The 23,941-nt window shown below is 59.8% G+C and carries 21 protein-coding genes; 17 read left to right on the forward strand and 4 right to left on the reverse strand.

Annotated features, from left to right (window positions below):
• The first annotated feature begins 24 nt into the window (after positions 1 to 24).
• From ilvD to ACGHU1_RS00300, 4 genes are read left to right on the forward strand one after another with little or no spacing between them, the layout of a single operon-like run.
• Positions 25 to 1,746 carry a dihydroxy-acid dehydratase gene (ilvD, locus tag ACGHU1_RS00285; RefSeq protein WP_390582323.1) on the forward strand — a complete coding sequence of 574 codons (1,722 nt, stop codon included), beginning with the start codon at positions 25 to 27 and terminating at the stop codon, positions 1,744 to 1,746.
• Positions 1,727 to 2,080 (forward strand): hypothetical protein, encoded by a 354-nt coding sequence (locus tag ACGHU1_RS00290; RefSeq protein ID WP_390582325.1) that lies wholly within the window; start codon positions 1,727 to 1,729, stop codon positions 2,078 to 2,080. Before ilvD ends, ACGHU1_RS00290 begins: the two co-directional genes overlap by 20 nt.
• On the forward strand, positions 2,080 to 3,468 hold the full coding sequence (locus ACGHU1_RS00295) for an NAD(P)H-hydrate epimerase (RefSeq protein WP_390582327.1): 1,389 nt from the start codon (positions 2,080 to 2,082) through the stop codon (positions 3,466 to 3,468). The genes ACGHU1_RS00290 and ACGHU1_RS00295 overlap by 1 nt, the downstream gene beginning before the upstream one ends.
• Positions 3,465 to 4,664, forward strand: a complete 1,200-nt coding sequence (locus ACGHU1_RS00300; RefSeq protein ID WP_390582329.1) for a class I SAM-dependent RNA methyltransferase — start codon at positions 3,465 to 3,467, stop codon at positions 4,662 to 4,664. Before ACGHU1_RS00295 ends, ACGHU1_RS00300 begins: the two co-directional genes overlap by 4 nt.
• A 2-nt stretch (positions 4,665 to 4,666) precedes the next feature.
• Here ACGHU1_RS00300 and ACGHU1_RS00305 read toward each other — a convergent pair whose 3' ends face one another.
• The 4 genes from ACGHU1_RS00305 to ACGHU1_RS00320 form a co-directional block, all read right to left on the reverse strand.
• Positions 4,667 to 5,461: a hydrolase 1, exosortase A system-associated gene (locus ACGHU1_RS00305; protein WP_390582331.1), complete on the reverse strand. Its 795-nt coding sequence runs from the start codon at positions 5,459 to 5,461 to the stop codon at positions 4,667 to 4,669.
• Positions 5,458 to 6,141, reverse strand: coding sequence for a hypothetical protein (locus ACGHU1_RS00310; RefSeq protein WP_390582333.1), 684 nt, complete (start codon positions 6,139 to 6,141; stop codon positions 5,458 to 5,460). Before ACGHU1_RS00310 ends, ACGHU1_RS00305 begins: the two co-directional genes overlap by 4 nt.
• 23 nt (positions 6,142 to 6,164) lie before the next feature.
• Positions 6,165 to 6,431, reverse strand: a complete 267-nt coding sequence (locus tag ACGHU1_RS00315; protein WP_390583147.1) for a phosphopantetheine-binding protein — start codon at positions 6,429 to 6,431, stop codon at positions 6,165 to 6,167.
• Positions 6,432 to 6,631: 200 nt separating this feature from the next.
• Positions 6,632 to 7,627, reverse strand: coding sequence for a GNAT family N-acetyltransferase (locus ACGHU1_RS00320; protein ID WP_390582335.1), 996 nt, complete (start codon positions 7,625 to 7,627; stop codon positions 6,632 to 6,634).
• A 24-nt stretch (positions 7,628 to 7,651) separates the two neighbouring features.
• Here ACGHU1_RS00320 and ACGHU1_RS00325 point away from each other — a divergent pair, with 24 nt between their 5' ends.
• From ACGHU1_RS00325 to ACGHU1_RS00385, 13 genes are all read left to right on the forward strand, one after another.
• Positions 7,652 to 9,220 (forward strand): acyl-CoA ligase (AMP-forming), exosortase A system-associated, encoded by a 1,569-nt coding sequence (locus ACGHU1_RS00325; protein ID WP_390582337.1) that lies wholly within the window; start codon positions 7,652 to 7,654, stop codon positions 9,218 to 9,220.
• Complete coding sequence (locus tag ACGHU1_RS00330) at positions 9,217 to 10,449, forward strand: pyridoxal-dependent decarboxylase, exosortase A system-associated (protein WP_390582339.1); 1,233 nt, start codon at positions 9,217 to 9,219, stop codon at positions 10,447 to 10,449. The genes ACGHU1_RS00325 and ACGHU1_RS00330 overlap by 4 nt, the downstream gene beginning before the upstream one ends.
• 188 nt (positions 10,450 to 10,637) lie before the next feature.
• A complete protein-coding gene (locus tag ACGHU1_RS00335; protein ID WP_390582341.1) occupies positions 10,638 to 11,279 on the forward strand; it encodes an XrtA/PEP-CTERM system exopolysaccharide export protein in 642 nt (213 codons plus the stop codon).
• A gap of 15 nt (positions 11,280 to 11,294) precedes the next feature.
• Positions 11,295 to 12,818, forward strand: a complete 1,524-nt coding sequence (locus ACGHU1_RS00340; protein WP_390582343.1) for an XrtA system polysaccharide chain length determinant — start codon at positions 11,295 to 11,297, stop codon at positions 12,816 to 12,818.
• Positions 12,819 to 12,830: 12 nt separating this feature from the next.
• Positions 12,831 to 13,805 (forward strand): AAA family ATPase, encoded by a 975-nt coding sequence (locus ACGHU1_RS00345; RefSeq protein WP_390582345.1) that lies wholly within the window; start codon positions 12,831 to 12,833, stop codon positions 13,803 to 13,805.
• Positions 13,806 to 13,900: 95 nt separating this feature from the next.
• Positions 13,901 to 15,418: a preprotein translocase subunit YajC gene (locus ACGHU1_RS00350; protein ID WP_390582347.1), complete on the forward strand. Its 1,518-nt coding sequence runs from the start codon at positions 13,901 to 13,903 to the stop codon at positions 15,416 to 15,418.
• A 17-nt stretch (positions 15,419 to 15,435) separates the two neighbouring features.
• Positions 15,436 to 16,653, forward strand: coding sequence for an XrtA/PEP-CTERM system-associated ATPase (locus ACGHU1_RS00355; RefSeq protein WP_390582349.1), 1,218 nt, complete (start codon positions 15,436 to 15,438; stop codon positions 16,651 to 16,653).
• A gap of 2 nt (positions 16,654 to 16,655) precedes the next feature.
• Positions 16,656 to 17,582, forward strand: a complete 927-nt coding sequence (locus ACGHU1_RS00360) for an XrtA system polysaccharide deacetylase (protein WP_390582351.1) — start codon at positions 16,656 to 16,658, stop codon at positions 17,580 to 17,582.
• Entirely contained in the window at positions 17,579 to 18,640 is a 1,062-nt protein-coding gene (locus tag ACGHU1_RS00365) for a FemAB family XrtA/PEP-CTERM system-associated protein (RefSeq protein ID WP_390582353.1), read from the forward strand. The genes ACGHU1_RS00360 and ACGHU1_RS00365 overlap by 4 nt, the downstream gene beginning before the upstream one ends.
• A gap of 11 nt (positions 18,641 to 18,651) precedes the next feature.
• Positions 18,652 to 19,878: a TIGR03087 family PEP-CTERM/XrtA system glycosyltransferase gene (locus tag ACGHU1_RS00370; protein ID WP_390582355.1), complete on the forward strand. Its 1,227-nt coding sequence runs from the start codon at positions 18,652 to 18,654 to the stop codon at positions 19,876 to 19,878.
• Complete coding sequence (xrtA, locus tag ACGHU1_RS00375) at positions 19,868 to 20,905, forward strand: exosortase A (protein WP_390582357.1); 1,038 nt, start codon at positions 19,868 to 19,870, stop codon at positions 20,903 to 20,905. Before ACGHU1_RS00370 ends, xrtA begins: the two co-directional genes overlap by 11 nt.
• A 14-nt stretch (positions 20,906 to 20,919) precedes the next feature.
• Positions 20,920 to 22,818 carry an XrtA/PEP-CTERM system amidotransferase gene (locus tag ACGHU1_RS00380; protein ID WP_390582358.1) on the forward strand — a complete coding sequence of 633 codons (1,899 nt, stop codon included), beginning with the start codon at positions 20,920 to 20,922 and terminating at the stop codon, positions 22,816 to 22,818.
• A gap of 227 nt (positions 22,819 to 23,045) precedes the next feature.
• A complete protein-coding gene (locus ACGHU1_RS00385; RefSeq protein ID WP_390582360.1) occupies positions 23,046 to 23,939 on the forward strand; it encodes a crotonase/enoyl-CoA hydratase family protein in 894 nt (297 codons plus the stop codon).
• Positions 23,940 to 23,941: the final 2 nt, after the last annotated feature.

Genomic DNA, 23,941 nt, shown 5'->3' on the forward strand with positions numbered 1-23,941 from the left:
GAAACCTAGAATACGGGAAACATTATGTCTTCGTCCTTCGACAAATCGAACCTGCCCAGCCGCCACGTATCGGTCGGGCCGGAGCGAGCGCCGCATCGCTCATATTACTATGCGATGGGCATGACGGAGGAAGAAATTGCGCGCCCGTTCGTCGCGGTGGCCAGCGCCGGCAATGACAGCGCACCGTGCAACACCACGCTCGATCCGCAGGCGAATATCTGCCGCGAAGGTGTGATCGAGGGCGGGGGAACGCCGCGCCGGTTTAACACGATCACCGTCACCGATGGCATCGCGATGGGCCACCAGGGTATGAAAAGCTCGCTCGTCAGCCGCGAGGTTATTGCGGATTCCGTTGAATTGTCGGTGCGCGGGCACTGCTATGATGCGCTGGTCGGTTTTGCGGGCTGCGACAAAAGCCTTCCCGGCATGATGATGTCGATGCTGCGGCTGAACGTGCCCTCGATATTTGTCTATGGCGGCTCGATCTTGCCCGGCACGCATCATGGCAAGGACGTGACAGTGGTCGATGTGTTCGAGGCTGTGGGCCAGCACGCGGCGGGCAACTGCCCTCTGCAAGAGCTGATCGCACTGGAAAAAGTCGCGTGTCCCGGCCACGGCGCATGTGGCGGCCAGTTCACTGCAAACACGATGGCGTGCGTGGGTGAGGCCATCGGATTATCATTGCCAAACAGCAACATGTCGCCTGCGCCATATAAATCGCGCGAGGACATTGCACGCGCCGCGGGGCGACAAGTAATGAAGCTGCTGGAGATCAATTTGCGCCCGCGCGACATTTGCACCAAAGCTGCTTTCGAAAACGCTGCGCGGGTCGTTGCGGCAACCGGCGGATCGACCAATGCGGCGCTGCATCTGCCCGCAATGGCGAGCGAGGCTGGCATTGATTTCGACCTGTTTGATGTCGCCGAAATCTTCAAATCGACGCCCTATATCGCCGACCTGAAACCGGGCGGCAAATACGTGGCAAAAGACATGCACGAGGCGGGCGGCGTCTACATGGGAATGAAAACGCTGCTGGATGGCGGTTTCCTAGATCCCAATCCGATCACCGTCACGGGTAAAACGCTGGGCGAAAATATCGAAGAGATTACATGGAACCCCGATCAAAAGGTGTTCTACGATGTCAAATCTCCGATCACTCCGACCGGCGGCGTTGTTGGGCTGAAAGGTTCGCTCGCACCGGACGGGGCAATTGTTAAGGTTGCAGGGATGGAGCGGTTGCAATTTACCGGCCCCGCGCGCGTCTTCGATTGCGAAGAAGACGCCTTCGCCGCTGTGGAAGCCCGCGATATTGCAGAAGGCTGCGTTATTGTGATCCGTTATGAAGGGCCAAAGGGCGGACCGGGAATGCGCGAAATGCTTGCCACGACAGCCGCTCTTTACGGGCAGGGCATGGGCGAGAAAGTCGCGCTGATTACAGACGGACGATTTTCGGGGGCAACCCGCGGTTTCTGCATCGGCCATGTGGGACCAGAAGCATCCGATGGAGGCCCGATTGCGCTGGTCGAGGATGGCGACACCATCAGCATCGATGCAGAGGCGGGAACAATCAACCTCGACATTGATGAGACCACCCTGGCGGCCCGGAGCGAGGCGTGGCAGCCGCGCTCGAACGATTACCAATCGGGTGCGCTGTGGCGCTATGCCCAGAATGTCGGCCCGGCGAGCAAGGGCGCACTGACTCATCCGGGCGCGAAAAGCGAAACGCATGTTTTTGCGGATATCTAGCAGCCTTGCTCTGGCGCTTATGGCCGGTGCTTGCGGTCAGGAAGCGCCCGAACCCGTGGGCGAAGAGATCGACTGCGCAATCGGCACTGGCGCGGATTTTTCGCCGGTCTGCACGCTCGAACGGACAGTGATTGACGGTGCTGACGTTTTTGTCGTTCACCATCCCGATGGCGGCTTTCGCCTGTTCGCGTTTGACGAAGGCGGCATTCGTTCAGTTGATGGAGCGGCAGAGGTCCGGGTTAACGTCGATGCCGATCCCGCCATGCGCGTAGTCGAATTCTCCGTCGCGCAGGATCGCTACCGGATACCGGCTGAACCTTCTCCGGGCGCGTGATGCAAAGCGATCAGATCCTCACCGTCGTCCAGATGCAGGCTGCCGAGCAGGCGCTTTTTGAAGCTGGCGCGGGCGCCGATGAACTGATGGAGATCGCCGCAGGTGGAGCGGCGGAATGGATCAGGCGCATCGCGGCGGGACGATCCATCACCGTCCTGTGTGGACCCGGCAATAATGGCGGGGATGGCTATGTGATCGCGCGGCGAATGCGCGAATTCGGAAACCGCGTTCAGATTGTCGCGCCCATTCAGCCCAAGACAAAAGCGGCCAAAACTGCCCGCGAAAAATGGGGCGGGGCGGTCTCTACGTCTGGCGGCGAGATCACAGGCGAGGTGTTTGTCGATTGCCTGTTCGGTTCAGGCATGAACAGGCCGCTGTCGGGCGAACACGCTTTGTTGATCCGCGATCTGGCTGACCGTCACGGAATACGAATTGCTGTAGATGTTCCCGCCGGTATCGAAAGCGACAGCGGCGCTTTGCTGGGTGAGCGGCTACCCGAATTCGATGTGACGCTGGCGTTGGGCGCTTGGAAATTCGCGCATTGGTCCTTGCCCGCCCGCGCTCTTATGGGGTCGCTGCGGCTTGTGCCAATCGGTGTTGACGTAGTGGAAGGGGCTGCGCGCCTGATAACTATGCCGCGCCTTGATGCTCCGCCGGTGGACGCTCACAAATACACCAGAGGGCTGGCAGCGGTTGTGGGCGGCGAAATGCCCGGCGCAGCGGTGCTTGCATGTTCGGCCGCCCAGCACGCGGGCGCAGGATATGTGAAGCTTCTAAGCGAAGACGACACTGGGCGCGGGGCTGATATCGTGCTCGATAAAAGCCCCCTGCCAAACGCACTCAGCGACAGCAGGATCGACGCCGTTCTGATTGGCCCGGGGCTTGGCCGCAGCGATGCGGCTGCCAGCCGGTTGGCGGCGGTCTTGCAAGCAGCAGATAACGCCGTTCTTGATGCAGATGCGCTTCAGCTACTCAGTGCAAACGCAGTTCAATCCGGCAAATCCATTTTGGCCACCCCGCATGATGGCGAGCTTGAGACGTTGTGCCGGACATTCGCGGTTATTGGCGAGGGCAGACGCGCTCGGGCGCTCGCTTTGGCCAAGGCCAGCGGGATGGTCGTTTGCGCAAAGGGGCCGGACACCGTTGTGGCCGCGCCGGATGGGCGGATCGCACTCGCGCCGCCCGCGCCCAGCTGGCTGTCAGTCGCTGGCAGCGGCGATGTCCTGGCCGGTATAGCTATCAGCCGGATGGCGGCAGGACGCATTGCATTCGATGCGGCGTGTGAGGCTGTCTGGCTTCATGGCGAAGCGGCGCGGCGAACAAAAGCGCCCTTTACCGCATCGGAGCTATCGCAATCAGTCGGATCGGCCTACGGCGCGTGCCTGTGAGCACAGATCAAGAAATAGTCCGCCTCGCCGCTAAGGGTGACGGCATCACAGCCGATGGCCGCCATCAGAGCGGTGCGTTGCCGGGCGATATCTTGGGCGAGGACGGAATAGCTGCCAAGGGCCCTCATCATGTCACTCCGCCGTGCCGCCATTTCGGCAAATGCGGCGGTTGCCAACTGCAACACGCGGATGAAACCGTGTTGGCGAATTTCGTGCGTGATCGGGTTGTCAATTCTGCTCTGGGCCAAGGATTGGAAATAGGGGAGCTGCTGCCCGAATATCTCTCTCCGCCGGCATCGCGTCGCCGCGCAACGCTTCACGCAATGCGCACGCATAAGGGCGCGATTGTGGGATACCGCGAAGCAGGCTCGCACAAGATTGTCGATCTGGCCGAATGTCACGTGATCGACCCTAGGATCGCGGCGCTTGTGCCCCCTTTGCGGGCGTTTGTGGCGCGCTTTGGTCCGCGTAAAGGGGCCGTGGATATCCAGCTGACGCTCTGCGATCAGGGCGTCGATGTGGGCATCACCAACCTTGTCCTCGAAGGGCTTGAGCCAACCGAAGCTTCGCTTGACCTGGCGCGCGAGCATGGCTTTGCGCGGCTGACGTTGGATCAGGGGTACGGCGCGGAAACGGTGTGGGAGCCGGAGCCGGTAACTGTGACCATGTCTGGTGTCCCCGTCGGGATGCCTGCAGGATCATTCCTTCAGGCCACCCCTGATGCAGAGCAACGCATGATAGCCGACGCGCAGGAGTGGATGGCTGATGCGAATATCGCGCTCGATCTCTTCGCAGGCCTTGGCACGTTTGCATTTGCGCTCAGACAGGGGCGCAAAATGCTGGTGGTCGAGGCGGATCAGGCAGCGCATCTGGCATCGAAAGATGCGGCGGGCAGGGCAGGCGGCACTTTGTTCACGATGCACCGCGACCTGTTTCGCAACCCATTGGACGCAGCGGAGTTGAGCAGATTCGATGCGGCCCTGCTTGACCCGCCAAGGGCAGGCGCGCGCACGCAAATCGCGCAAATTGCAGCGAGCGATCTGGCCCGTGTTGTCTATGTCAGCTGCAATCCGTCAAGCTGGGCACGCGATGCGGCGCAATTGGCGGAGGCCGGGTTCAAGCTGACAAAGCTTCGGCCAATCGGGCAGTTCAGGTGGTCAACCCATGTGGAGCTGATCAGCCTGCTGGAACGATAGCGTCACGTACGCAACGCGGCCAGAATCTGCTCCTCAAGCCATTGGCGTTCTTCCGGTTTTGCATAGGCGTGGCCAGCACCGGCGCATCGGGCAATTCGCGGGTCCGTACTGTCCCAATTGGCGTTGAAAACCTGTGCGGTCCGGTCTGCTTCCGCGAGCAGGAACCGCACGCTGCCCTCAAATTGTGCCAGACCAGATCGCATTGTGTCTGCTAGCTTGGTTGGCGCGGTGTCCTTGCGGAATGTCCGCGCAATCCCCCGCGCCAGTTTGCCAAGATTGACCTCGCCTTTGGCCAGCCGGGCAAGCTCTCGCGGGTTTTTCAGCTTCGCAGCGTAGCGCGCCCGTATGGATGCAGGCGGGGGCAAGGATGTATCACCTGCCTCCTTTCCCGGTTGATCATCCATGGTCCACGGATTTGAAAGGACCAGTCCATCGAAACCGATCCCTCCCGATAGCATCAGTGCGCTTGCCGCATCGCAATTGCCGAATGCCAAAACACGCTTCATTTGAGGGGCCATTGCGCGGAATGCCTCTAGCGCGGCCTCGATATCGCGTGCGCTTTTTGTGAAGCCACGGTTTTCGCCTTCGCTGTCGCCCACGCCGCGACGGTCGAAACGGAAAACAGGAAAACCCTTGGCCGCGATGGCCGCCGCCAGTTTTGCCTGCCCTGAAAATGCGCCCGACCTGATTTCATTGCCGCCGCTGACGATAAGCAGCCCGGACGTGCCCGGCGCAGTGTCGAGCGATCCTGCCAGTTTCAGACGGCCGCACCCGAATTGAAAATGGAGGCGGCTCATCCGGCGAATGCCAAATCAGCGCAGATTGCCTGTGCGAGTGCACCGCTCTGGTCCGCATCATCATCCGGCTCTGCGCGGAGCCACAGGGCTTTTCCGCCCAATTCTGAATGGTCGATAGTTTTCAAGGCGGGCGACGCAGGGGAAACGGCAGTTTCAAGCTGCCTGAACATCTCTGCGCTCATGTCCCAGCCTGCCAAAGTGGTTCCGTCTCGTCGGGCTTCCCGCGTGATTGCTTCGCTGGATTCCGTTTCGCCAGCTTCTTTCGACGCAATCATGCGGGCCCGGATGAGCGTTTTCAGAAGAGCTGCACCAGTGGTCGGTGCGTAGAGCCAGCCTGGCAGGCCGGTGTCCGCAATCAGACCGCCCCCGCGCAAAGCCAGAACATGCGTTGCGGCCACCGCGTCCAACGCTGCGCTGGCCGCCTCATTCCAAAATGCAATCGTCTGGGCGGCCAAAGGAGCAGTGCTTTCATTCATTCCCGGCAGGTCCGGCAGAAACGTGTCGATGCCCTGTGCGTCCAGCTGGCGCATCACTTCGCAGGTGAACCGGCGCAGCTTGTTTGCCTCATCGAACAGCGCCGGGAGGACCAGAACGCGGACATCGCGTTTGCTATCGAATGATACAATCAGTTCTTCGCTGTGCTTTGCATCGGCGAGCGGGGCGTTCCAGGTGCCTATCATGGGGCCGGGAAACTCCGCGGCATTCAATCGGCGATTATCTTGGCTTCGGCAAAGGCCAGCAGACCGCCATAGGTTTCCAGCATTTCGCCGTCGACATCATCATCGTCGATCACGATGTCCATGCGGTCTTCCATTTCGGTGAGCAGACCCGCGACTGCCATTGAATCCAGCTCGGGCAGATGCCCAAACAGGCCGGTATCAGCATCAAAAGTGGCTGCATCGTCAGGATCGATGCCCAGTACGTCGACCAGAATGGATTTAAGAGCGCGGTCGATACCGGCGCGGCTCATACCCAGACCGGGTGAACCTGCTGCGCTGGCATGGGTGCCTGGCGCGGGGCCAGTTTCAGGTTGTTCGATGTCGACCGGGTCGGTGCTCATCTCAATCATCCCACAATTCGGGCAGTGCGCCTGCGCTTTTTTCGCCCAGTGCGCGCCGCCCCTCTTCCTTAGGGACGCGGCCTTAGCCAGCCGTATGCCTGCGTGCAAGGTTATGTCGTGCGTGCGATCAGCCCGCGAAGCCGTGATTTTGCGAGCGCCGGCCAACTGCGCGGCGCGCGCGGGTTCAGGCAATCAATGCGGTATCGCGGGCGGGTTTTGTCCATCCAGTCCGCCTTGTATCGCTCATCCCCAGTGCCAAAGTCGATGGTTTCCACCTGGTCTGTATCAATAGCGAATTCAAACATTGCGGCGCTGAGGACAGTGCCTGCTGATAGATGCTTGTGCTCTTCAAGATGGGCCAGTTTGTGGATGAACGCGGTGCCTGCCTCGACGGTCCAGAATTGTGCAGCAATCGCTTTCCCATCCGCAAAAGCCCGGCCCAGCCGCATTCGACCCGCCGCCGCCTCTGCCTGCGCGAATGCACGCAGCATAGCAGGCTGATCTTCGGCCGGTTTCCAGCTTTTGCGGTAGATATGTTCGTAGTCGGTCCACGCCGCCGCGTCCCATTCACGGGTAAGCCGGGTCACCACCTTGCTGGATTTCCGTTTTAACGTTGTGCGCAATTGCCCCGGACGGGATGCCCAGTATTGCGCGAAATTTCTCCCGTCGACGGGCAGGAAATGGTTCGTGTCACTAACCTTCATAGACGTATGCCATCCGGCTTTGCGAAAAGCATCGAAGAGATGCGCCGCCGAACCATCCTCATCCGGGACGGGTTCGAATGTCACGCGGTGGCCGTGGTCTTTGAGGGTGTGCGCCAGTCGCTCCAGCCGCTGTGCAACATCGCCGTGCGGGGAGTGCTGCGGTCGCCAGATGAAACTGTACCAGTTTCGCAATGATGTGAGGTGCCCGTCGCGGCCGGTCAGGGCCAAGGCGGTTTCGCCGTCATCGTCGCTGGCAGTGATGATCTGCGGCTCTAGTCCGGTTGCGCCCAGCATCTCAAACCATTCGGGCCGGTCGAACGGTGCGGCGCAATGCGTATCAACCACGCGCAAGGGTGAAGCTTGCAAAGCGTCGGCGTTATCGTGATATCTCGCCTGACTCACAAAAGTATGCTCCAGCGGAATTTCATGACGTCCAGTCAAACCTCTCTCGACCCAAAGCCGCGCCCGCTGGACCACCTTGCCGAATTGGCGGGCGAGGGCGGTTATGGCGAGCGGCCTGCTTTGGTTCTGCGCAGCGGAGTGCTTAACCATGAGGAGTTAAGACTGCGTGTCGATAGACTGGCCGGGTGGCTGGCGCGCGAATTGCCGCGAAAAGGCAGCCGGGTGGCAAGCTGGGCAGCCAAAGGCGAGCTTACGTGCCTGATGCCGCTGGCCGCAGCGCGCGCAGGATTGGTCCACGTCCCAATCAATCCGCTTCTGAAACGGGCGCAGGCCGCGCACATTCTGGCTGACAGCGGATCGGTCATGCTGATCGGTAACAAAGCGCGTCTCGCATCGCTCGAAACTGCCGACGCGCCGGCATCATGCGCAATCGTAGAAGAGAGTGAGGCGCTGTTTGCCGCATACGAAGCCGCAATTGAGATCGGCCCATCGGCCGCTGACCCTGATGATCTAACTGCGATCTTGTACACCAGCGGATCAACCGGGCGTCCGAAGGGCGTGATGTTGAGCCACGCGAACCTCTGGCTCGGCGCGGTAAGCGTGTCCCATTATCTCAAATTGGCGCAGGACGACGTGGCATTGGCAGTTTTGCCGCTTTCCTTCGATTACGGGCAGAACCAGTTGCTATCGACCTGGTATGCTAGCGGGAGCGTGGTGCCGCTCGATTTCCTGTTTCCGCGCGATGTGGCAAAAGCTTGCGCCAAACATTCGGTTACGACGCTGGCTGCGGTGCCGCCGCTATGGGTCCAGCTCACCGAACTTGAGTGGCCGGCAGAGGCAAGTTCGCCGCTGCGGCGATTGACCAATAGCGGGGGTGCGTTGACGAATGAGCTCGTAGAGCGTCTGCGCGGCATTTTTACCGAAGCCGATATTTATCCGATGTACGGCCTGACCGAGGCATTTCGTTCCACGTACCTTGACCCTAACCTTGTGGAAAAACACCCGCTTTCAATGGGTAAGGCGATACCCTTCGCAGAAATTCTCGTCATTACGGACGATGGAGAGGTGGCCGGACCGGGCGTGGAGGGCGAGCTGGTGCATTGCGGGCCGCTGGTGGCGCAGGGATATTGGCAAGATCCCAAAAGGACTGCGGAGCGGTTCAAACCTGCTCCCACTTCTTCGCGCTATGGCGGGACTGCAGTCTGGTCGGGCGACAGGGTGAAGCGGGATGAGAACGACCTGCTTTATTTCGTGGGCCGCCGCGATGCCATGATCAAAAGCTCGGGCAACCGGATAAGCCCGCAGGAAATCGAGGAAGCGGCCATCAAAAGCGAATTCGTGCATGAGGCAGTAGCACTCGGCCTGCCCGATGAACGGTTGGGCCATGCGGTGCATCTGGTTGTGCGAGGGGACGCAGGCTCGCCCCAGCGCGATGATTTTGCAAAGATGCTCAAACGGGAATTGCCAGGGTTCATGCAGCCCCACGCGATCCACTGGCGCAATGCGATGCCGCTCAACCCCAATGGAAAGATTGACCGGACAGCGTTGCTGCGCGAATTGAACGCCGAGATCAAAGCCGGGGGCGAGCAGTGAAACCCAAACCAATCGGACCCATTCCCCCCGGCTATCACGCTTTGGGCGGCGAGCTTGCCATTGGCGGGCGAACTGCCAGCGATCTGGTCGCGGAGGCAGGCGGAACGCCGCTTTTCGTGTATTCGCGCGCACTCATCGATGCGCGCATCGCTGATCTACGCGCTGCATTGCCCCAGCGGATCGGTATCAATTACGCGATCAAGGCCAATCCGCATGCCGATGTTATCCGGCATATGGAGGGATTGGTTGACGGGTTCGATATCGCATCAGGCGGAGAGCTTGCGCTAGCAACCAAGGCCGGGCTGGACCCGGCGCGGATCAGCTTTGCCGGGCCGGGGAAGCGCGATGATGAACTGGAGGCTGCCATTGCAGCAGGCGTAACGCTCAATTGCGAATCCGAAGGCGAGGGCCGCAGGGCTATCGCAATCGGCCAGCGGCTATCCATAGCGCCGCGAATTGCGATCCGCGTAAACCCCGATTTCGAGCTCAAGGGATCGGGAATGAAGATGGGCGGCGGCGCCAAACCTTTCGGCGTCGATGCGGACAAGGTGTCCGATCTTGCACGGTTCCTGATGGGGGAGGGCGTCACATGGCGCGGGCTGCACATCTTCACAGGCAGTCAGGCGCTTAGCGCAGACGCTATCATAGAAGCGCAGAATAACGTTCTGAATTTGGCTGATGAATTATCAAACGAAATTGGCGAGGCTTTGCCAAAACTCAATATGGGCGGCGGTTTTGGTGTGCCGTATTTTCCCGGAGACGAGCCCGTCGATCTAAACGCAATCGGCGAAGCGTTGCATGGCCGCATGGCTGATCTGCCAGACAGCCTTGCCAAGACCGATTTGTGCCTTGAACTGGGCCGATACCTCGTGGGGGAAGCGGGCGTGTATCTATGCCGCGTTATCGACCGCAAGGAAAGCCACGGGATGACCTATCTGGTCACCGATGGCGGGCTGCACCATCAGCTTGCCGCGTCTGGCAATTTCGGAACCGTGGTGCGCCGAAATTACCCGATTGCTATTGCCAACCGCTATGACACCGGCCCGGAAGAGGTCGTCAATGTCGTCGGCTGCCTGTGCACCCCGCTCGACAGACTGGCTGACAAGGCCGAAATGCCGCGCGGCCAAGTTGGTGATATCGTTGCGGTCTTCTGCGCTGGAGCATACGGGGCGACCGCGTCGCCATCCGCTTTTCTTGGTCATGGGCCTGCCGCAGAAGTGCTGGTTTAGTGCGCCGTTAACCCATCGCCACTGGGCTATCCCTTAGTGGGACACTGCCGCCGATCCGCCTGTATTCCTAACAGTATGTTCACCAATTTGCGTCACTGAAGCCACGTCATTCGCGTCGCCCGGTGCAGCAGGTCGCTCCTGCAATCCTTCGCTGGTCGCTGCGTCTTTCAGGCCAAGGAAACAAATTGATGAAAATGTCGCCGCCTCTCTCCCGCATTGCCTGCATCGCGCTTTCCCCGTTTGCGCTGGCCGCCTGCACTGCGGGCGGGCCAGAACTTCCGCCAGCGACCTATTCATCCGCACCCGAAGCGCCGAGCGAGGCCTATATCATTGGTCCGCTTGATGAAATTACGGTGCATGTGTGGCGCAATCCTGAATTGAGTGCGGAGAAAATCCAGGTCCGCCCCGATGGCCGGATTACCATGCCGCTGGTGCGTGACATGACCGCCGTGGGCAAAACACCGACCCAGCTGCAGACCGATATCAGCGCCGAGCTTGAACAATATATCGAGCAGCCGATCGTGTCGGTAATCGTCAACGAATTCGTCAGCACGTTTGAACAGCAAATCCGCATCGTCGGCTCTACCGATCAACCTGCATCTCTGCCGTTTCGAGCGAATATGACCGTGCTGGACGCGATGATCGCCGTTGGCGGGCTGGGTGAATTTGCCGCGGGCAACAGCGCCAAATTGCTGCGTTACGAAGGGCCGGACCGCGCGCAGAAGGAATACCGGCTGCGCTTGTCAGACCTGCTGAAACGCGGCGACAGCAGCGCCAATGTCATGCTGAAACCGGGTGATGTCATCATCATCCCGGAAAGCAGGTTTTAAGGACCTGACCGGCAAATGACCGAACTTTTCGAAGAACTGCGTACTGCCATGTATTCGGTCTGGCATCGCCGCTGGACCGCTGCCGCTGTTGCGTGGGGTGTGTGCCTGCTGGGCTGGCTCGCCGTGGCCATGGTGCCCAATTCGTACGAATCGCGGGCGCGTATTTACGTCGATGTAGATGACGTGCTGTCCGAACAGCTTGGCTATGCCGGGGACGGACGCGAAGAGATCATGCGCGTGCGCCAGACGTTGGTCAGCACGAAAAACCTGAAGAAAGTCATCAGCTCGACAAAGCTGGGCGAAGAAGTGACCGAGGCGACCCAGATGGACGCAGCGGTTGCCGACCTTGCCGAGCGGGTGCAAGTGACCAGCCAGCAGGACAACCTGTTCGAAATCGTCGCGACAGTCGGCAAAAGCGATCTTTCCGACGCTGAAAATGCCGTTCTGGCACGCAATGTCGTTCAAAAATTGCTGGATATATTCCGTGAAGAACACATCTCGGGCAACCGGGCAGACATTAACAAGGCGATCGCGGAACTCGACGACCAGCTTGATGAGCGAAAGGTCGAACTCGAAGCAGCCGAGGAGCGCCGCCTCGCATTCGAGTCGCAATACCCCGAACTGATCGGCGGTTCCGCTTCGCTCGCTACGAAAATTCAGCAGGCGCGCACCGAATTGCGCGATGTGGATGCCGATCTTGCCGCATCGACAAGCGCGCTTGCAGCGGTGAACGGTCAGCTCGCCAGTACGCCCCGCACCATCGTAAGCGGGCAGAATGCCGTTGGGCCAAGGGCTGCCCTGATGCAGGCGCAGTCGCAGCTGGCCGAATTGCGTGCGCGGGGGCTTAAAGACGAACACCCCGATGTCCGGTCAACCCTTAGACAGGTGGCGATCCTGCAGGATCAAGTCGATGACGCAGGCCCGAATGCGCAGGGCGGCACACCGAACCCTGCCCATTCCTCGCTGCTTGCCATTCGCGCCGACCGTCAGGCGAGCGTCCAGTCGCTTCAGGCGCGCAGGGCCGCGCTCCAATCGCAAGTTGCCTCGCTTATGGCGAGCCAGGCGACCGAACCCGAAGTCGCCGCAGAGGCCAACCGGATCAGCCGCGATTACGAGGTCTTGCGCAAGAACTACGAAGACCGGCTTCAGGATCGCGAGGAAATCCGCACGCGCGGAAATGTCGTGGACGAAACGAGCCAGTACAAATTCGACCTGATCGACCCGCCGGTCGTCCCGCAAAAGCCCGCCGCACCAAACCGTCCGCTGTTGCTGTTTGGCGTTCTGATCGCCGGTATCGGTGCTGGGATCGGTGCGGCTTATGCAATGGGTCAGCTTAAATCGACATTCGCGACCGCCCAGAAACTTGAACGGACCGCTGACTTGCCGGTGATCGGTTCGATTTCGCTGACAGTCTCCGAGGCAGCGCGCGCGCTGGAGCAAAAACGGCTGAAGCAATTCGCCGGGATCAGCGCAGGGCTGTTTGCGATGTTCTTCATCCTGCTTGCGATCGAGATCATCTCGGTCGGGACGCTGGCATAGGAGGCTGACAGGATGACCGATCAAAGCAAAATTGACCGCAAGGTTGCGAAGCGCGTTTCACTGATCGAGCGCGCGAACGATGCCTTCGGCCTGCGAAACCTTGGCCCGGCCAGCGTGCCGTCGGAATTGCCCGAGACACGGACGCGCCAGCCAAAAGCCGTGGTGGAACCGGCGCTCACACCAGAGCCAGCACCCAGTTCCGAAAAACCTGCGGACGCCGCGCCCCCGCAGAAACCCGAACTTCCGCCGGTTGCGCTGTCCGGGCCGTTGCAGGCTATCGACCGCGATCGCCTACGCGAGGCTGGCCTGATCGTGCCTGAAGACCCGGTGAGCGCGCTGCTGGAGGAATTCAGGATCGTAAAGCGCGATCTGATTGCTGATGCCCGCGCGGTCCGCGATGCGCGCCAACGCCGCATTCTGATGTCGTCTCCGCACACGGGTGAGGGCAAAACGTATTGCGCAGTCAATCTGGCAATTGCTCTCGCAGCGGAAAACGATGTCGAGGTATTACTGGTCGATGCCGACGTGATCCGGCCCTCTGCGGCGCGACGGTTAGGCATAGAGGCCGAATGCGGATTGATGGATGCCTTGGCGAACCCTGATATCCGCCCGGAAACGCTCGCGGTGAAAACCGATATTGACGGGTTGTTCGTGCTGCCCGCCGGCACGACTGGCCCGCGCGATGCCGAATTGCTTGCGAGCGAGCGGACCGGTGAAATCCTTTCGCGCCTTACTCGCGGTGCGCCCAATCGCTTCGTCATTTTCGACACGCCGCCCGCGCTCGCCGCGTCACCAGCGGCTGAGCTGGCCGCGCATGTGGGGCAGGCGGTTCTGGTGGTGCGCGCTGACGAGACCAGCCGGGCCGCGCTAGATGATGCACGGCAATTGCTCTCTGCCTGCCCGAACATGAAGCTGCTTTTGAATGCGGCGCGTTTTAGCCCGACTGGACGTCAGTTTGGCGAATATTACGGCGCTGCCGAGCTTTGAAATCGCTGCTGCGTCTTGGCGTCCTCATAGGACTTTGCGCCGGGGTTCTCCCCGCATCCGCGCTCGCCCAGCAAGGCAGCGGGGACGAGCGTAGTGTGCGTATCGCGCCCTATATCGAGGTAAGCCAGGTTCTTTCGGCGGAACTTTCACCCGGCGATGATCTGGTAACTTTCACGCAAATTGCCGCAGGTGTCGATCTCAACCGTCAAGGCCGCAGCAGCGGCGCATCGGTATCTGTGCGGTATGAGCGCAATATCGGTTACGGCGACAGGGTCGATACCGATACGATCAGCGGAATTGCCCGCGGCTCTCTCTCCGTAATACCGCGCACTATTACCTTCGAAGCGGGCGCTCTCGCGAGCAGAACGCGCATTGACGGCGGCGGGGCCGTGTCAGCCAATCCGCTCGCCAGCGAAGACGCATCCAGCCAGATCTACAGCCTGTTCGCCGGTCCAACTTTGACTGCACAGGTCGGAGATGTCGGCGTAACCGGCCTTGCGCGGATCGGGTATAACCGGTTTGAAACCGGCAACGCAGTCCTTGATGCACAGGGCAGCCCCATTGACATATTCGATGACAGCACGAGCTATACCGGCCAGATCAAGGCGGCAACGCGCGCAGGCCAGCCGCTGCCAGTTGGGCTGGCGGCGACTGCAGGTTTTTATCAGGAAGACATCTCCAACCTAGACCAGCGCGTGCGCGACGTGTTTGTGCGCGGTGACGTGACGATACCGCTTAGCCCTACATTCGCTGTTATGGGCGGGGCCGGATACGAAGATGTCGAAGTATCAAGCCGCGATGCGCTGCGCGATGTGAACGGCGATCCTGTGGTGGGAACTGGCGGCAGGCTGGTTACAGACAGTTCCGAACCCCGCAGGATCGCGTTCGAGGTTGATGGCTTGCTATGGGATGTCGGGGTCATGTGGCGGCCCAGTTCACGCACATCGCTGTCAGCCAGCGTGGGAGAGCGTTACGGCTCAACGACTTATTACGGCAACTTCAGCTACGCCCCCGATCGGCGCAGCGCGCTGAATATCTCTGTTTATGATGCGGTTTCCGGCTTTGGCGGGCAATTGGGCAATTCTCTGGCCGGGTTGTCGAGCGACTTTTCGGCTGTTCGCAACCCTGTCACCGGGGACTTTACCGGGCTGGTAACAGGTGCGGACGGGTCGAGCCTTGTCAATTCGCTCGGATCGGTCCGCTCGGCCGCATTTCGCGGGCAGGGCGTGAATGCCAGCTATCAGCGCCGGATCGGGCGACTGACCGCTGCTATCGGAGCCGGTTATGACCGGCGCGAGTTCATCGGCGCAGAAGGAACGGTGCTCGAAATCGCAGACGGCATCGTCGATGAAACCTATTACCTCAATGGCGGCGTTTCCCGCCAGCTTGGCGAGCGCGCCAGCATCGCCGCCAGCGCATATATCAATTGGTTTGACACCAATGCTGGCGCCAGCGGCGCAACCGGTTTCGGCGCGGCAGCCGCCTACAATCGCCGCATCACCGACCGACTTTCCGCACGGGCCGCCATTGCGGTCGATTATCTCGATAGTGAATTCACCGCTGAAGACTTTGCAGTCGCCACCGCGCTGCTTGGTCTGCGCTATGACTTTTGATGCACGGAGCTGAACCGATGTACGAACAATTTTATGGCTTTACCGGACGCCCTTTCCAGCTGACACCGGACCCCGCGTTTTATTTTGAAAGCGCCACCCATCAAAAGGCGATGTCGTATCTCGGCTATGGGCTCAATCAGGGTGAGGGCTTCATCGTCATCACGGGCGAGGTTGGGGCGGGTAAATCCACGCTGGTCGGCCTGTTGATGCAGCGGGTCGACCCGGCGCAGCTAACGGTCGCGCATATCGTCACATCGGCGCTGGACGGACAGGAAATTGTCCACGTGGTCGCGCAATCATTCGGCATCGAAATCGAAGGCAAGGATAAAGCGAGCGCGCTCGGCGCGATTGAACGCTTCCTGCAGGACGAGGCGCGCGCTGGCCGCCGCTGCCTGCTGATCGTCGATGAATGCCAGTCGCTCGACATTTCCGCGCTGGAAGAGCTGCGGATGCTTTCAAACTTCCAGCTCGGTTCGCACCCGCTGTTGCAAAGCCTGCTGCTGGGCCAGCCGGAGTTTCGCGCAATGGTCGCAAAACATCCCGATCTGGACCAGTTGCGCCAGCGGATCATCGCCTCGCATCATCTTGAGCCGCTGGATGAAAGCGAGCTTGAAGATTATGTCACGCACCGTCTGCGCCATGTCGGATGGGATGAACGCCCGTCATTCGAGGATGGTCTGCTCAATTCGCTTTATGAACAGACATGGGGCATTCCGCGCCGCGTCAACCAGGTGATGAACCGCCTGCTGCTGCTCTCGGCCATTGAGGAAAGCGAAGCTGTCACAGCCGAAATGTTGCAGGCAGTGATTGATGAAATGTCGTTCGAGACAGAACACGGATCGGAAGCGGTGCCAGATCCGCTGCCTGCATCCTCGCCCGAAGTGACGCCAACCGCGCATGACACTCCGGTCGCATCGCTCCACCAGATCAACATGGATGCAGCCGAGCCTGCCGAAACGCAGGACGTGGACAGTGTCCCTGCGAGCGAAGTCGCCGATATGTTGGCCCAGCGCGATGCGCGCACAGCAGAACTCGAAGCGGCCATCGCAGAATTGCAGGCCGCAAAGTCAGCGCCGATCCTAGATGTCGACCTGGACGAGGATTCCAAAGCGAAGGTCGACGAGGTTCTTGGACGGATGGAGGCCCGGCTTGAAGAGCAGGAGCAGTCTTTGCGCCATGTGCTGACCATGCTGATCGAATGGCTTGAGGATGACAACACGCGTGAGGCAGCCTGATCATGGCAGCCAGTCTTCCTGATCAATCCGGTGATGCAAAGATCACGAATGGCCTTTCGGTCGATGTCGAAGACTGGTTTCAGGTCGGCGCATTCGAGAACGTGATTGATCGCAGCGACTGGGACGGGATCGCGACGCGCGTGGAAGGCAATGTCGCGCGCATTCTCGACCTATTTGCAGAGGCCGGTGTCAGCGCGACGTTCTTTACCCTGGGCTGGATCGCAGAGCGGCACCCGGCGCTGATCCGGCGCATTGCCGAGGCCGGTCATGAGATCGCCAGCCACGGTTACGACCATGCGCGTGTGTTCAATCTGGGCCATGCAAAGTTCGCCAGCGACATTCGTAAAGCCCGGATCATTCTGGAAGATTGCAGCGGACAGCAGGTCACGGGATACCGTGCGCCCAGCTTTTCCATTGACCGGCGCACGCCGTGGGCATTCGAAGAATTGGCCGAGCAGGGCTACAGCTATTCATCCAGCGTCGCGCCCATCGCGCACGATCATTACGGATGGCCCGAAGCGCCCCGGTTTGCATTTCGCCCGCTTGCGAATAGCGATTTCATTGAAATTCCGGTTACCACTGCAATGCTGGGCGGCCGGCGGGTCGCAGCAGGTGGGGGCGGATTTTTCCGGGTCCTTCCTTACGCTTTTTCGCGCTGGGCCATTGCGCAGGTGAACGAGAAAGATCGCCGTCCAGCAGTCTTTTATTTCCATCCGTGGGAGGTGGATCCCGGCCAGCCTCGTATGAAACATGCGCCCATGCGATCCAAACTTCGGCACTATACGGGTCTCGACAAGATGGCCGGGAAACTGGGCGATCTTGTCGGCGAATTTGCCTGGGGCCGGATGGATAACATCGCGCAGCAGCAATCTGGCCATGCGCCGCTTTGGACTGGCGACACTGAACCGGCGGAAACGCTTGCGGCATGAACGCGCCTGCCGCCTTGAACACGGACGCGCAGCTGGTTGACCTTGGTGATGCGCGAATGGCGGAACGGATCGACACATTTGTCGAACGAAAGGGCGCGAGCCTGTTTCACCGCCCCGCATGGCTTCGTGCGGTCGAAAAGGGCACCGGGCAGCGTGCATCAGGTTTTGTGACCCGCCAATACGGCGCAATTACCGGTTGGCTCCCGCTAACCGAAGTGCGTTCTGTGTTGTTTGGCAAGGCGCTGGTTTCATCCGGTTTCGGAGTGGGCGGAGGTATCCTTGCCGATACAGGCGATGCGATAGAAAAGGTGGCATGCGCGGCGCAGGCATACGCGCAGGACCACGGTTTTTCAGCGATAGAGGTGCGCGGCGGATCTTTGCCCGATCACTGGCAGCAATGGGATGACAGGCATGCCGGGTTCGAGCGTGCGCTGGCCGATACGGACGAAAATCAGTTGCAGGCGATCCCGCGTAAAGCGCGCGCCGAAATTCGCAAATCGCTTAAAAACGATCTTGAAATCCGCATCGGTTCAGCGCCGGATGATCTCGCGGCGCATTACGCTGTCTACAGCGAAAGTGTTCGCAATCTGGGCACGCCGGTCTTTCCAAAATCGCTGTTTGAGGCGATGCTGGCGGAGTTTCCTGATGCGGCGGATATTCTGACTGTCTGCAAAGAGGGGACGCCAGTATCCTCGGTATTCTCATTCTATCACGGCGGCGCGGTCATGCCGTTCTGGGGCGGCGGCACCGTGCAGGCGCGCAGCGAACGCGCGAATGAACGCATGTACTATGAATTGATGCTTCACGCCCGTCGCAAGGGGATGAAAGTGTTCGATTTCGGGCGGTCGAAAACGGGCAGCGGGCCTTATAACTTTAAGAAAAACTGGGGTTTTGACCCCGTCCCGCTCGTCTATGGGGAATGGGTCGCAGGCGGCGGGCAGGGCCGCGACATTGACCCGACCAGCGATGCATACAGCCGCAAAATCGACCTGTGGAAGAAGCTTCCCCTGCCGATAGCCAATACAATCGGGCCGTGGATCGCGCGCGGTCTGGCGTGATGGGATCGGAGATGCAGAACATCCTCTTCCTCGCGCATCGCGTGCCGTTCCCTCCCAATCGCGGAGACAAAATTCGCGCGCATCATCTGCTGCGCAAGTTGGCCGGACTGGGGCGCGTGCATGTCGGGTGTTTTGCTGAAACCGATGAAGATCGCTCGGGCGCGCTAGAACTCGGTGCGGTCGCAGACAGCTTCACCATCGTAGACCGTACAAAGCCTTTGGCGCTGGCGGGCGCTCAGGCGATAGCCTCCGGCAAACCAGTCAGTCTAACGGCGTTTCACAGCGCAAAGCTAGCCCAATGGGTGCGCAAAACGATTTCCGACAAGGCCATCGACACCATTGTCGTTTTTTCAGGGCAGATGGGCCAATATGTGCCCGATGACTTTACGGGCCGGGTGGTGATCGACCTGTGCGATGTCGATAGCGCCAAATTCGGCAATTACGCTGATGCCGGGGACCGCGTTTGGCTCAACCGGAGAGAGGCCCGGCTGCTTGCCGCCGAAGAGGAGCGTTTGACGCGGCGCGCGGATGCGACTTTGCTGATTACTAAGCAAGAGGCTGATCTGCTGCGGTCGCGTCTGTCGTCGCTGGCGCACACGAACATTCAGGTGATGGGCAACGGGATCGACGCGGAGTTCTTTGATCCTTCGTCAATCGCAGCGGAGCCAGGCATTGCCGCGCGGCCCGGACCGCATTTCGTTTTTACCGGGCAAATGGACTACCGACCAAACGAACAGGCGGCGGTGTGGGTCGCAAAGACCGTGCTGCCGCTCATCCGCGAAACTTTGGCGAGCGCAGAATTTCATGTCGTCGGCAGGAACCCGACAGCCGCACTTTTGGAATTTGATCGCAAAAACGGCGTCACGGTCTGGGGCGAGGTGCCCGATGTCAGACCATATATCGCCGCCGCCGATTGCGTGCTCGCGCCGCTGATGATCGCGCGCGGTGTGCAAAACAAAGTGCTGGAAGCGATGGCGATGCGCCGTCCGGTCGTGCTCACGGCCGAAGCGGCAACCGGAATTGCGGCGCAAGACGGACAGCACTGGCATATCGCACCAAGCGTGGCGGAAGAATTTGCTGCAGCCGCTGTGGAAATGGCGAGTGACTGCGGAGCACAAATCGCAATGGGCTTAGCCGCGCGCGAGTTTGTTATCGAGCATCACGCATGGGCTGCAATGCTTGAACCGCTGGACCGGTTGATCCGATCCGGCGGTGCAGAGGTTCGCAATGCAGCCTGACCTTTCGGCCCCGCAGCAGGACTGGCATTTTGAAAATGCCGCAACCCATATCCCAGCCGCATGGCATGCGCCGCTTGGGACTATTGTCGCCGCAATACTGGCTATCGGCATCGTCATGAGCCGCGAATGGGGCGAGATGTTTCACCAGTGGTGGAATATCGACACCTACACCCATATCCTGCTCGTTCCGGTCATCATTTTCTGGCTTGTCTGGGTGCAGCGGCGCGAGCTTGCTCAGGCGGTCCCCAAACCATATTTGCCCGGCTTAGGATTGGTTCTGGCTGCAATCGGGCTTTGGCTGGCTGGCCGTTACACCGGCATCAATCTTTTGGCCCATGCAGGGGCCGTTGGCGCGATGCAAGGCGTGGTTGTCGCGGTTTTGGGTGTGCGTGTGTCGGTCCTGCTCGCCTTACCCATAGTCTTTGCCGCGTTTCTGGTGCCGTTTGGCGACGAGCTTATTCCTGCATTGCAGATGGTCACCGCCAAAATCGCGATTGCGCTGACACATGCCAGCGGCATCCCTGCGATCGTTGACGGTATCTATATTGAAACGCCGATCGGCCTGTTCATCGTGGCTGAGGCGTGTTCAGGAGTGAAGTTCCTTATCGCGATGGTTACGCTGGCGGTGCTTGTCTGCTTTACCCGATTTGAAAGCTGGTCGCGGCGCATCGGTTTTATGGCGGCCGCAATCATCATTCCGATTATCGCCAACGGCGTGCGCGCGTGGGGCACGATCTTCATCGCGCAAAGTCAGGGCGTCGAATTTGCTGCCGGGTTTGATCATATCTTTTATGGCTGGATTTTCTTTGCGCTGGTCGTCGCAGTCCTGCTTGCAGGGGCGTGGCAATTCTTTGAACGTGAGCCTGAGGAATATGGCTGGCGGCTCCACGAATTGCAGGACTGGCAGTGGCTGGCGCGCATAGAAATGCGCGCCCCGACAGCCGCTGCGATGGGAGGTGCTCTGGCTGCGATCATCCTAGCTGCGGCCCTGATGGCGATCATTGTCGCTCCTGCAGGCGCAGGCTAAGCCGCAAAACTTCTATGTGCGGAATTGCCGGTATCTTTCATGCGGAAACGCCCAAGCCGGTCGATCCTGTCCGGGTTGAGCGCATGTGCGAGGCGATGGTTCACCGCGGGCCGGACGGTTCGGGTGTGTGGACAGATCATGGCATAGGGCTGGGCCACCGGCGTCTCTCCATTATCGATATCGAGGGCTCCCCGCAGCCCATGCATTCCGCCGATGGCCGCGCGGTAATCGCTTTCAACGGAGAGATTTACAATTTCCGTGAGCTGCGAAGCGAGCTTCAGGCGGCGGGTTTCAAATTCCACACCGATGGCGACACAGAAGTAATTCTGGCCGCATGGCAACGCTGGGGCACGGGGTGTCTTGACCGGTTGGACGGCATGTTTGCCTTCGCATTGTATGACTTGGATAAACGCCAATTGCTGCTCGCCCGCGACCGCTTTGGGGTAAAGCCGCTGTTTATGGCGCGCCTTTCCGACGGCAGCCTTGCATTCGCTTCGGAATTGAAAGGTTTGCTGGCGCACCCGCTGCTGCGCCGGAAAGTCGATCCGGCTGCAATCGATAGCTATCTCGCATTCGGGTATGTGCCCGATACGCGGTCGATCCTGTCCGGGGTTGAAAAGCTTCCCGCTGGTCATTTCCTGCTGCTGGAGCAAGGCAAGAGGCCGGAGGGGGCGAAGCAGTGGTGGGATATCGATTTCAGCCAGAGAGAAAGCGGCAGCGAGGCGGACCTGTCGGCGCAATTGGTGCATCTCCTGCGCGAAGCGGTGCGCTCCCGCATGGTTTCTGACGTGCCGCTTGGCGCGTTTCTTTCCGGCGGTGTCGATTCCAGCAGCGTGGTTGCGTTGATGAGCGAAAACAGCGCCGATCCGGTGCGAACTTGCTCCATCGGTTTCGATGTCGATGCCTTGGATGAAACGGGTTACGCACGCGCCATCGCCCAGCGATACGGCACAGATCATACCGCCCGGACCGTAAGCCGTGACGATTTCGGTGAAGCGCAGCGACTCGCCGCGATGTTTGATGAACCATTCGCCGATGCCTCTGCCTTGCCCACGTGGCGCGTATGCCAGCTGGCGCGCGAACAGGTAACTGTCGCGCTATCGGGTGACGGCGCCGATGAAGCGTTCGCGGGATATCGCAGGCAGGTTTTTCATTACAACGAAGACCGCGTGCGCTCAGTCATTCCATCGGCCATCCGTCAGCCGCTTTTTGGCGGGCTGGGTTCAATCTGGCCCAAGGCAGATTGGGCGCCGCAGACGCTTAGAGCGAAATCGACTTTGCTTGCCTTGGCCGCAGATTCTGACCACGCATATGCGGACGCGCTCAGCGTGTCGGATGCGCAAAGGCGGCATTCGTTTTATTCCCCAGCCATGCAAGGCAAGCTGTCCGGATTTCAGGCGGAGCAGGAACTGATCGCGATAATGCGCAGCGCGCCTGCTCGAAGCGGGCTGGACCGGGCGCAATATGCCGATCTCAAATTCTGGCTGCCGGGCGGAATTTTAACGAAGGTAGATAGAACGAGCATGGCTGTCAGCCTGGAGGCCCGCGAGCCGTTATTGGATCACCGCTTGGTCGAATTTGCTGCGCGCCTGCCTGAAAAAATGCGTGTGAACGGGCGCACGGGCAAATATCTGCTCAAGAAATCAATGGAGCGTTATCTGCCGCAAGACATTCTGTATCGCCCGAAACAGGGTTTCGTCACACCGATTGCAGAATGGTTTCGTGGCCCCTTGGCAGGCGAGGCGAGGTCCATCGCCAGCGGAACGGTTCTGGGGCAGACAGGCTGGTTCGATACGGGCAAATTGACCGGCCTTGCAGATGACCACATTGCCGGGATCAGCGACAATTCCCGGGTGCTCTGGCAATTGTTGATGCTCGAAAAATCTCTGAAGCACATGGAAATATCAGAATAGCTTTGGCGCAACAATCGGCGACAATCTGACGCTTCGTGCACCATTCTGAGACTCCGCAATGCAAATTAAAGTAAATATCTGATTGCCAAGCGACTCCGGGGTCGCCTACTCTCATGTCAAATGGAGCCAAATGGCCGTTCGAGTGCTGGAGGGGGTAAAACACGCCAGCAAAATGCGGGTCGACTCGGAGTGTGCATATGGATAGTGGCGCTAGCAGGGCGGTACCATTGACCGCCGATCAGGAATTGTTCGTTGAAAGCGCCGTTCATTCGGCCATCCCAGAGGAGCTTCTGGAGCTTCGGGAACTCGACGTTCTTTATGAAGATAAGACTGCAACTCTCTGGACCTACATGAGTCCACAGGGCAGGCCCAGCTTCACCCCGGCGATGCTCAATGATTTTGAAAGCTGGCAGCGATTGATTGGCGAGGGATTTGGCCCTGATAAGGTGCCACTCAAATACCTGGTCCTTGGCAGCCGGAGTGACGACGTTTTTTGCTTTGGCGGCGATCTTCATTTGTTTCAGCGGCTGATCCGCGAACGTGATCGTGACGGTTTGGTAAATTATGGTCACCGCTGCTGCGCGATACTCGATCGTAATATCCGAACCCTCGAAATTCCGATGCTTACTATCGGTATGGTGCAAGGCGCCGCTCTTGGCGGCGGGTTTGAGGCGTTGCTGTCATTCGACTACATCGTCGCAGAACGCCAGGCGACTTTCGGGCTCCCGGAAATCATGTTCGGTCTGTATCCCGGTATGGGAGCACACGCCTTGCTTGCCCGCAAACTTGGAAGTGCGATGGCCGACCGGATCATCGTTTCAAACGAGACGTTTACGGCCCAGCAGATGTATGATCTGGGGATTGTGCACGCTTTGGCGGAGCCGGGCGACGGTTTGAATGCCACGCGAAGCTTCATCAAGAAAGCCGAGCGGCGTCATGCGGGATTGGTGGGATCACGGCGCGCGATGAAGGAAGTCTGGCAGTTGAAACTGGCTGAACTTAACAAGATCACGGAAATGTGGGCCGACACCGCGCTTCAATTGCGGGAGCAGGATTTGAAGGTGATGAACCGGCTTGTGGCGGCGCAGGCACGTCTTGCCGAACGCATTGCCGCTGCCTGACG

Source organism: Erythrobacter sp. MTPC3 (genome assembly GCF_042854385.1).
In the GTDB taxonomy this organism is placed as follows: Bacteria; Pseudomonadota; Alphaproteobacteria; order Sphingomonadales; family Sphingomonadaceae; genus Erythrobacter.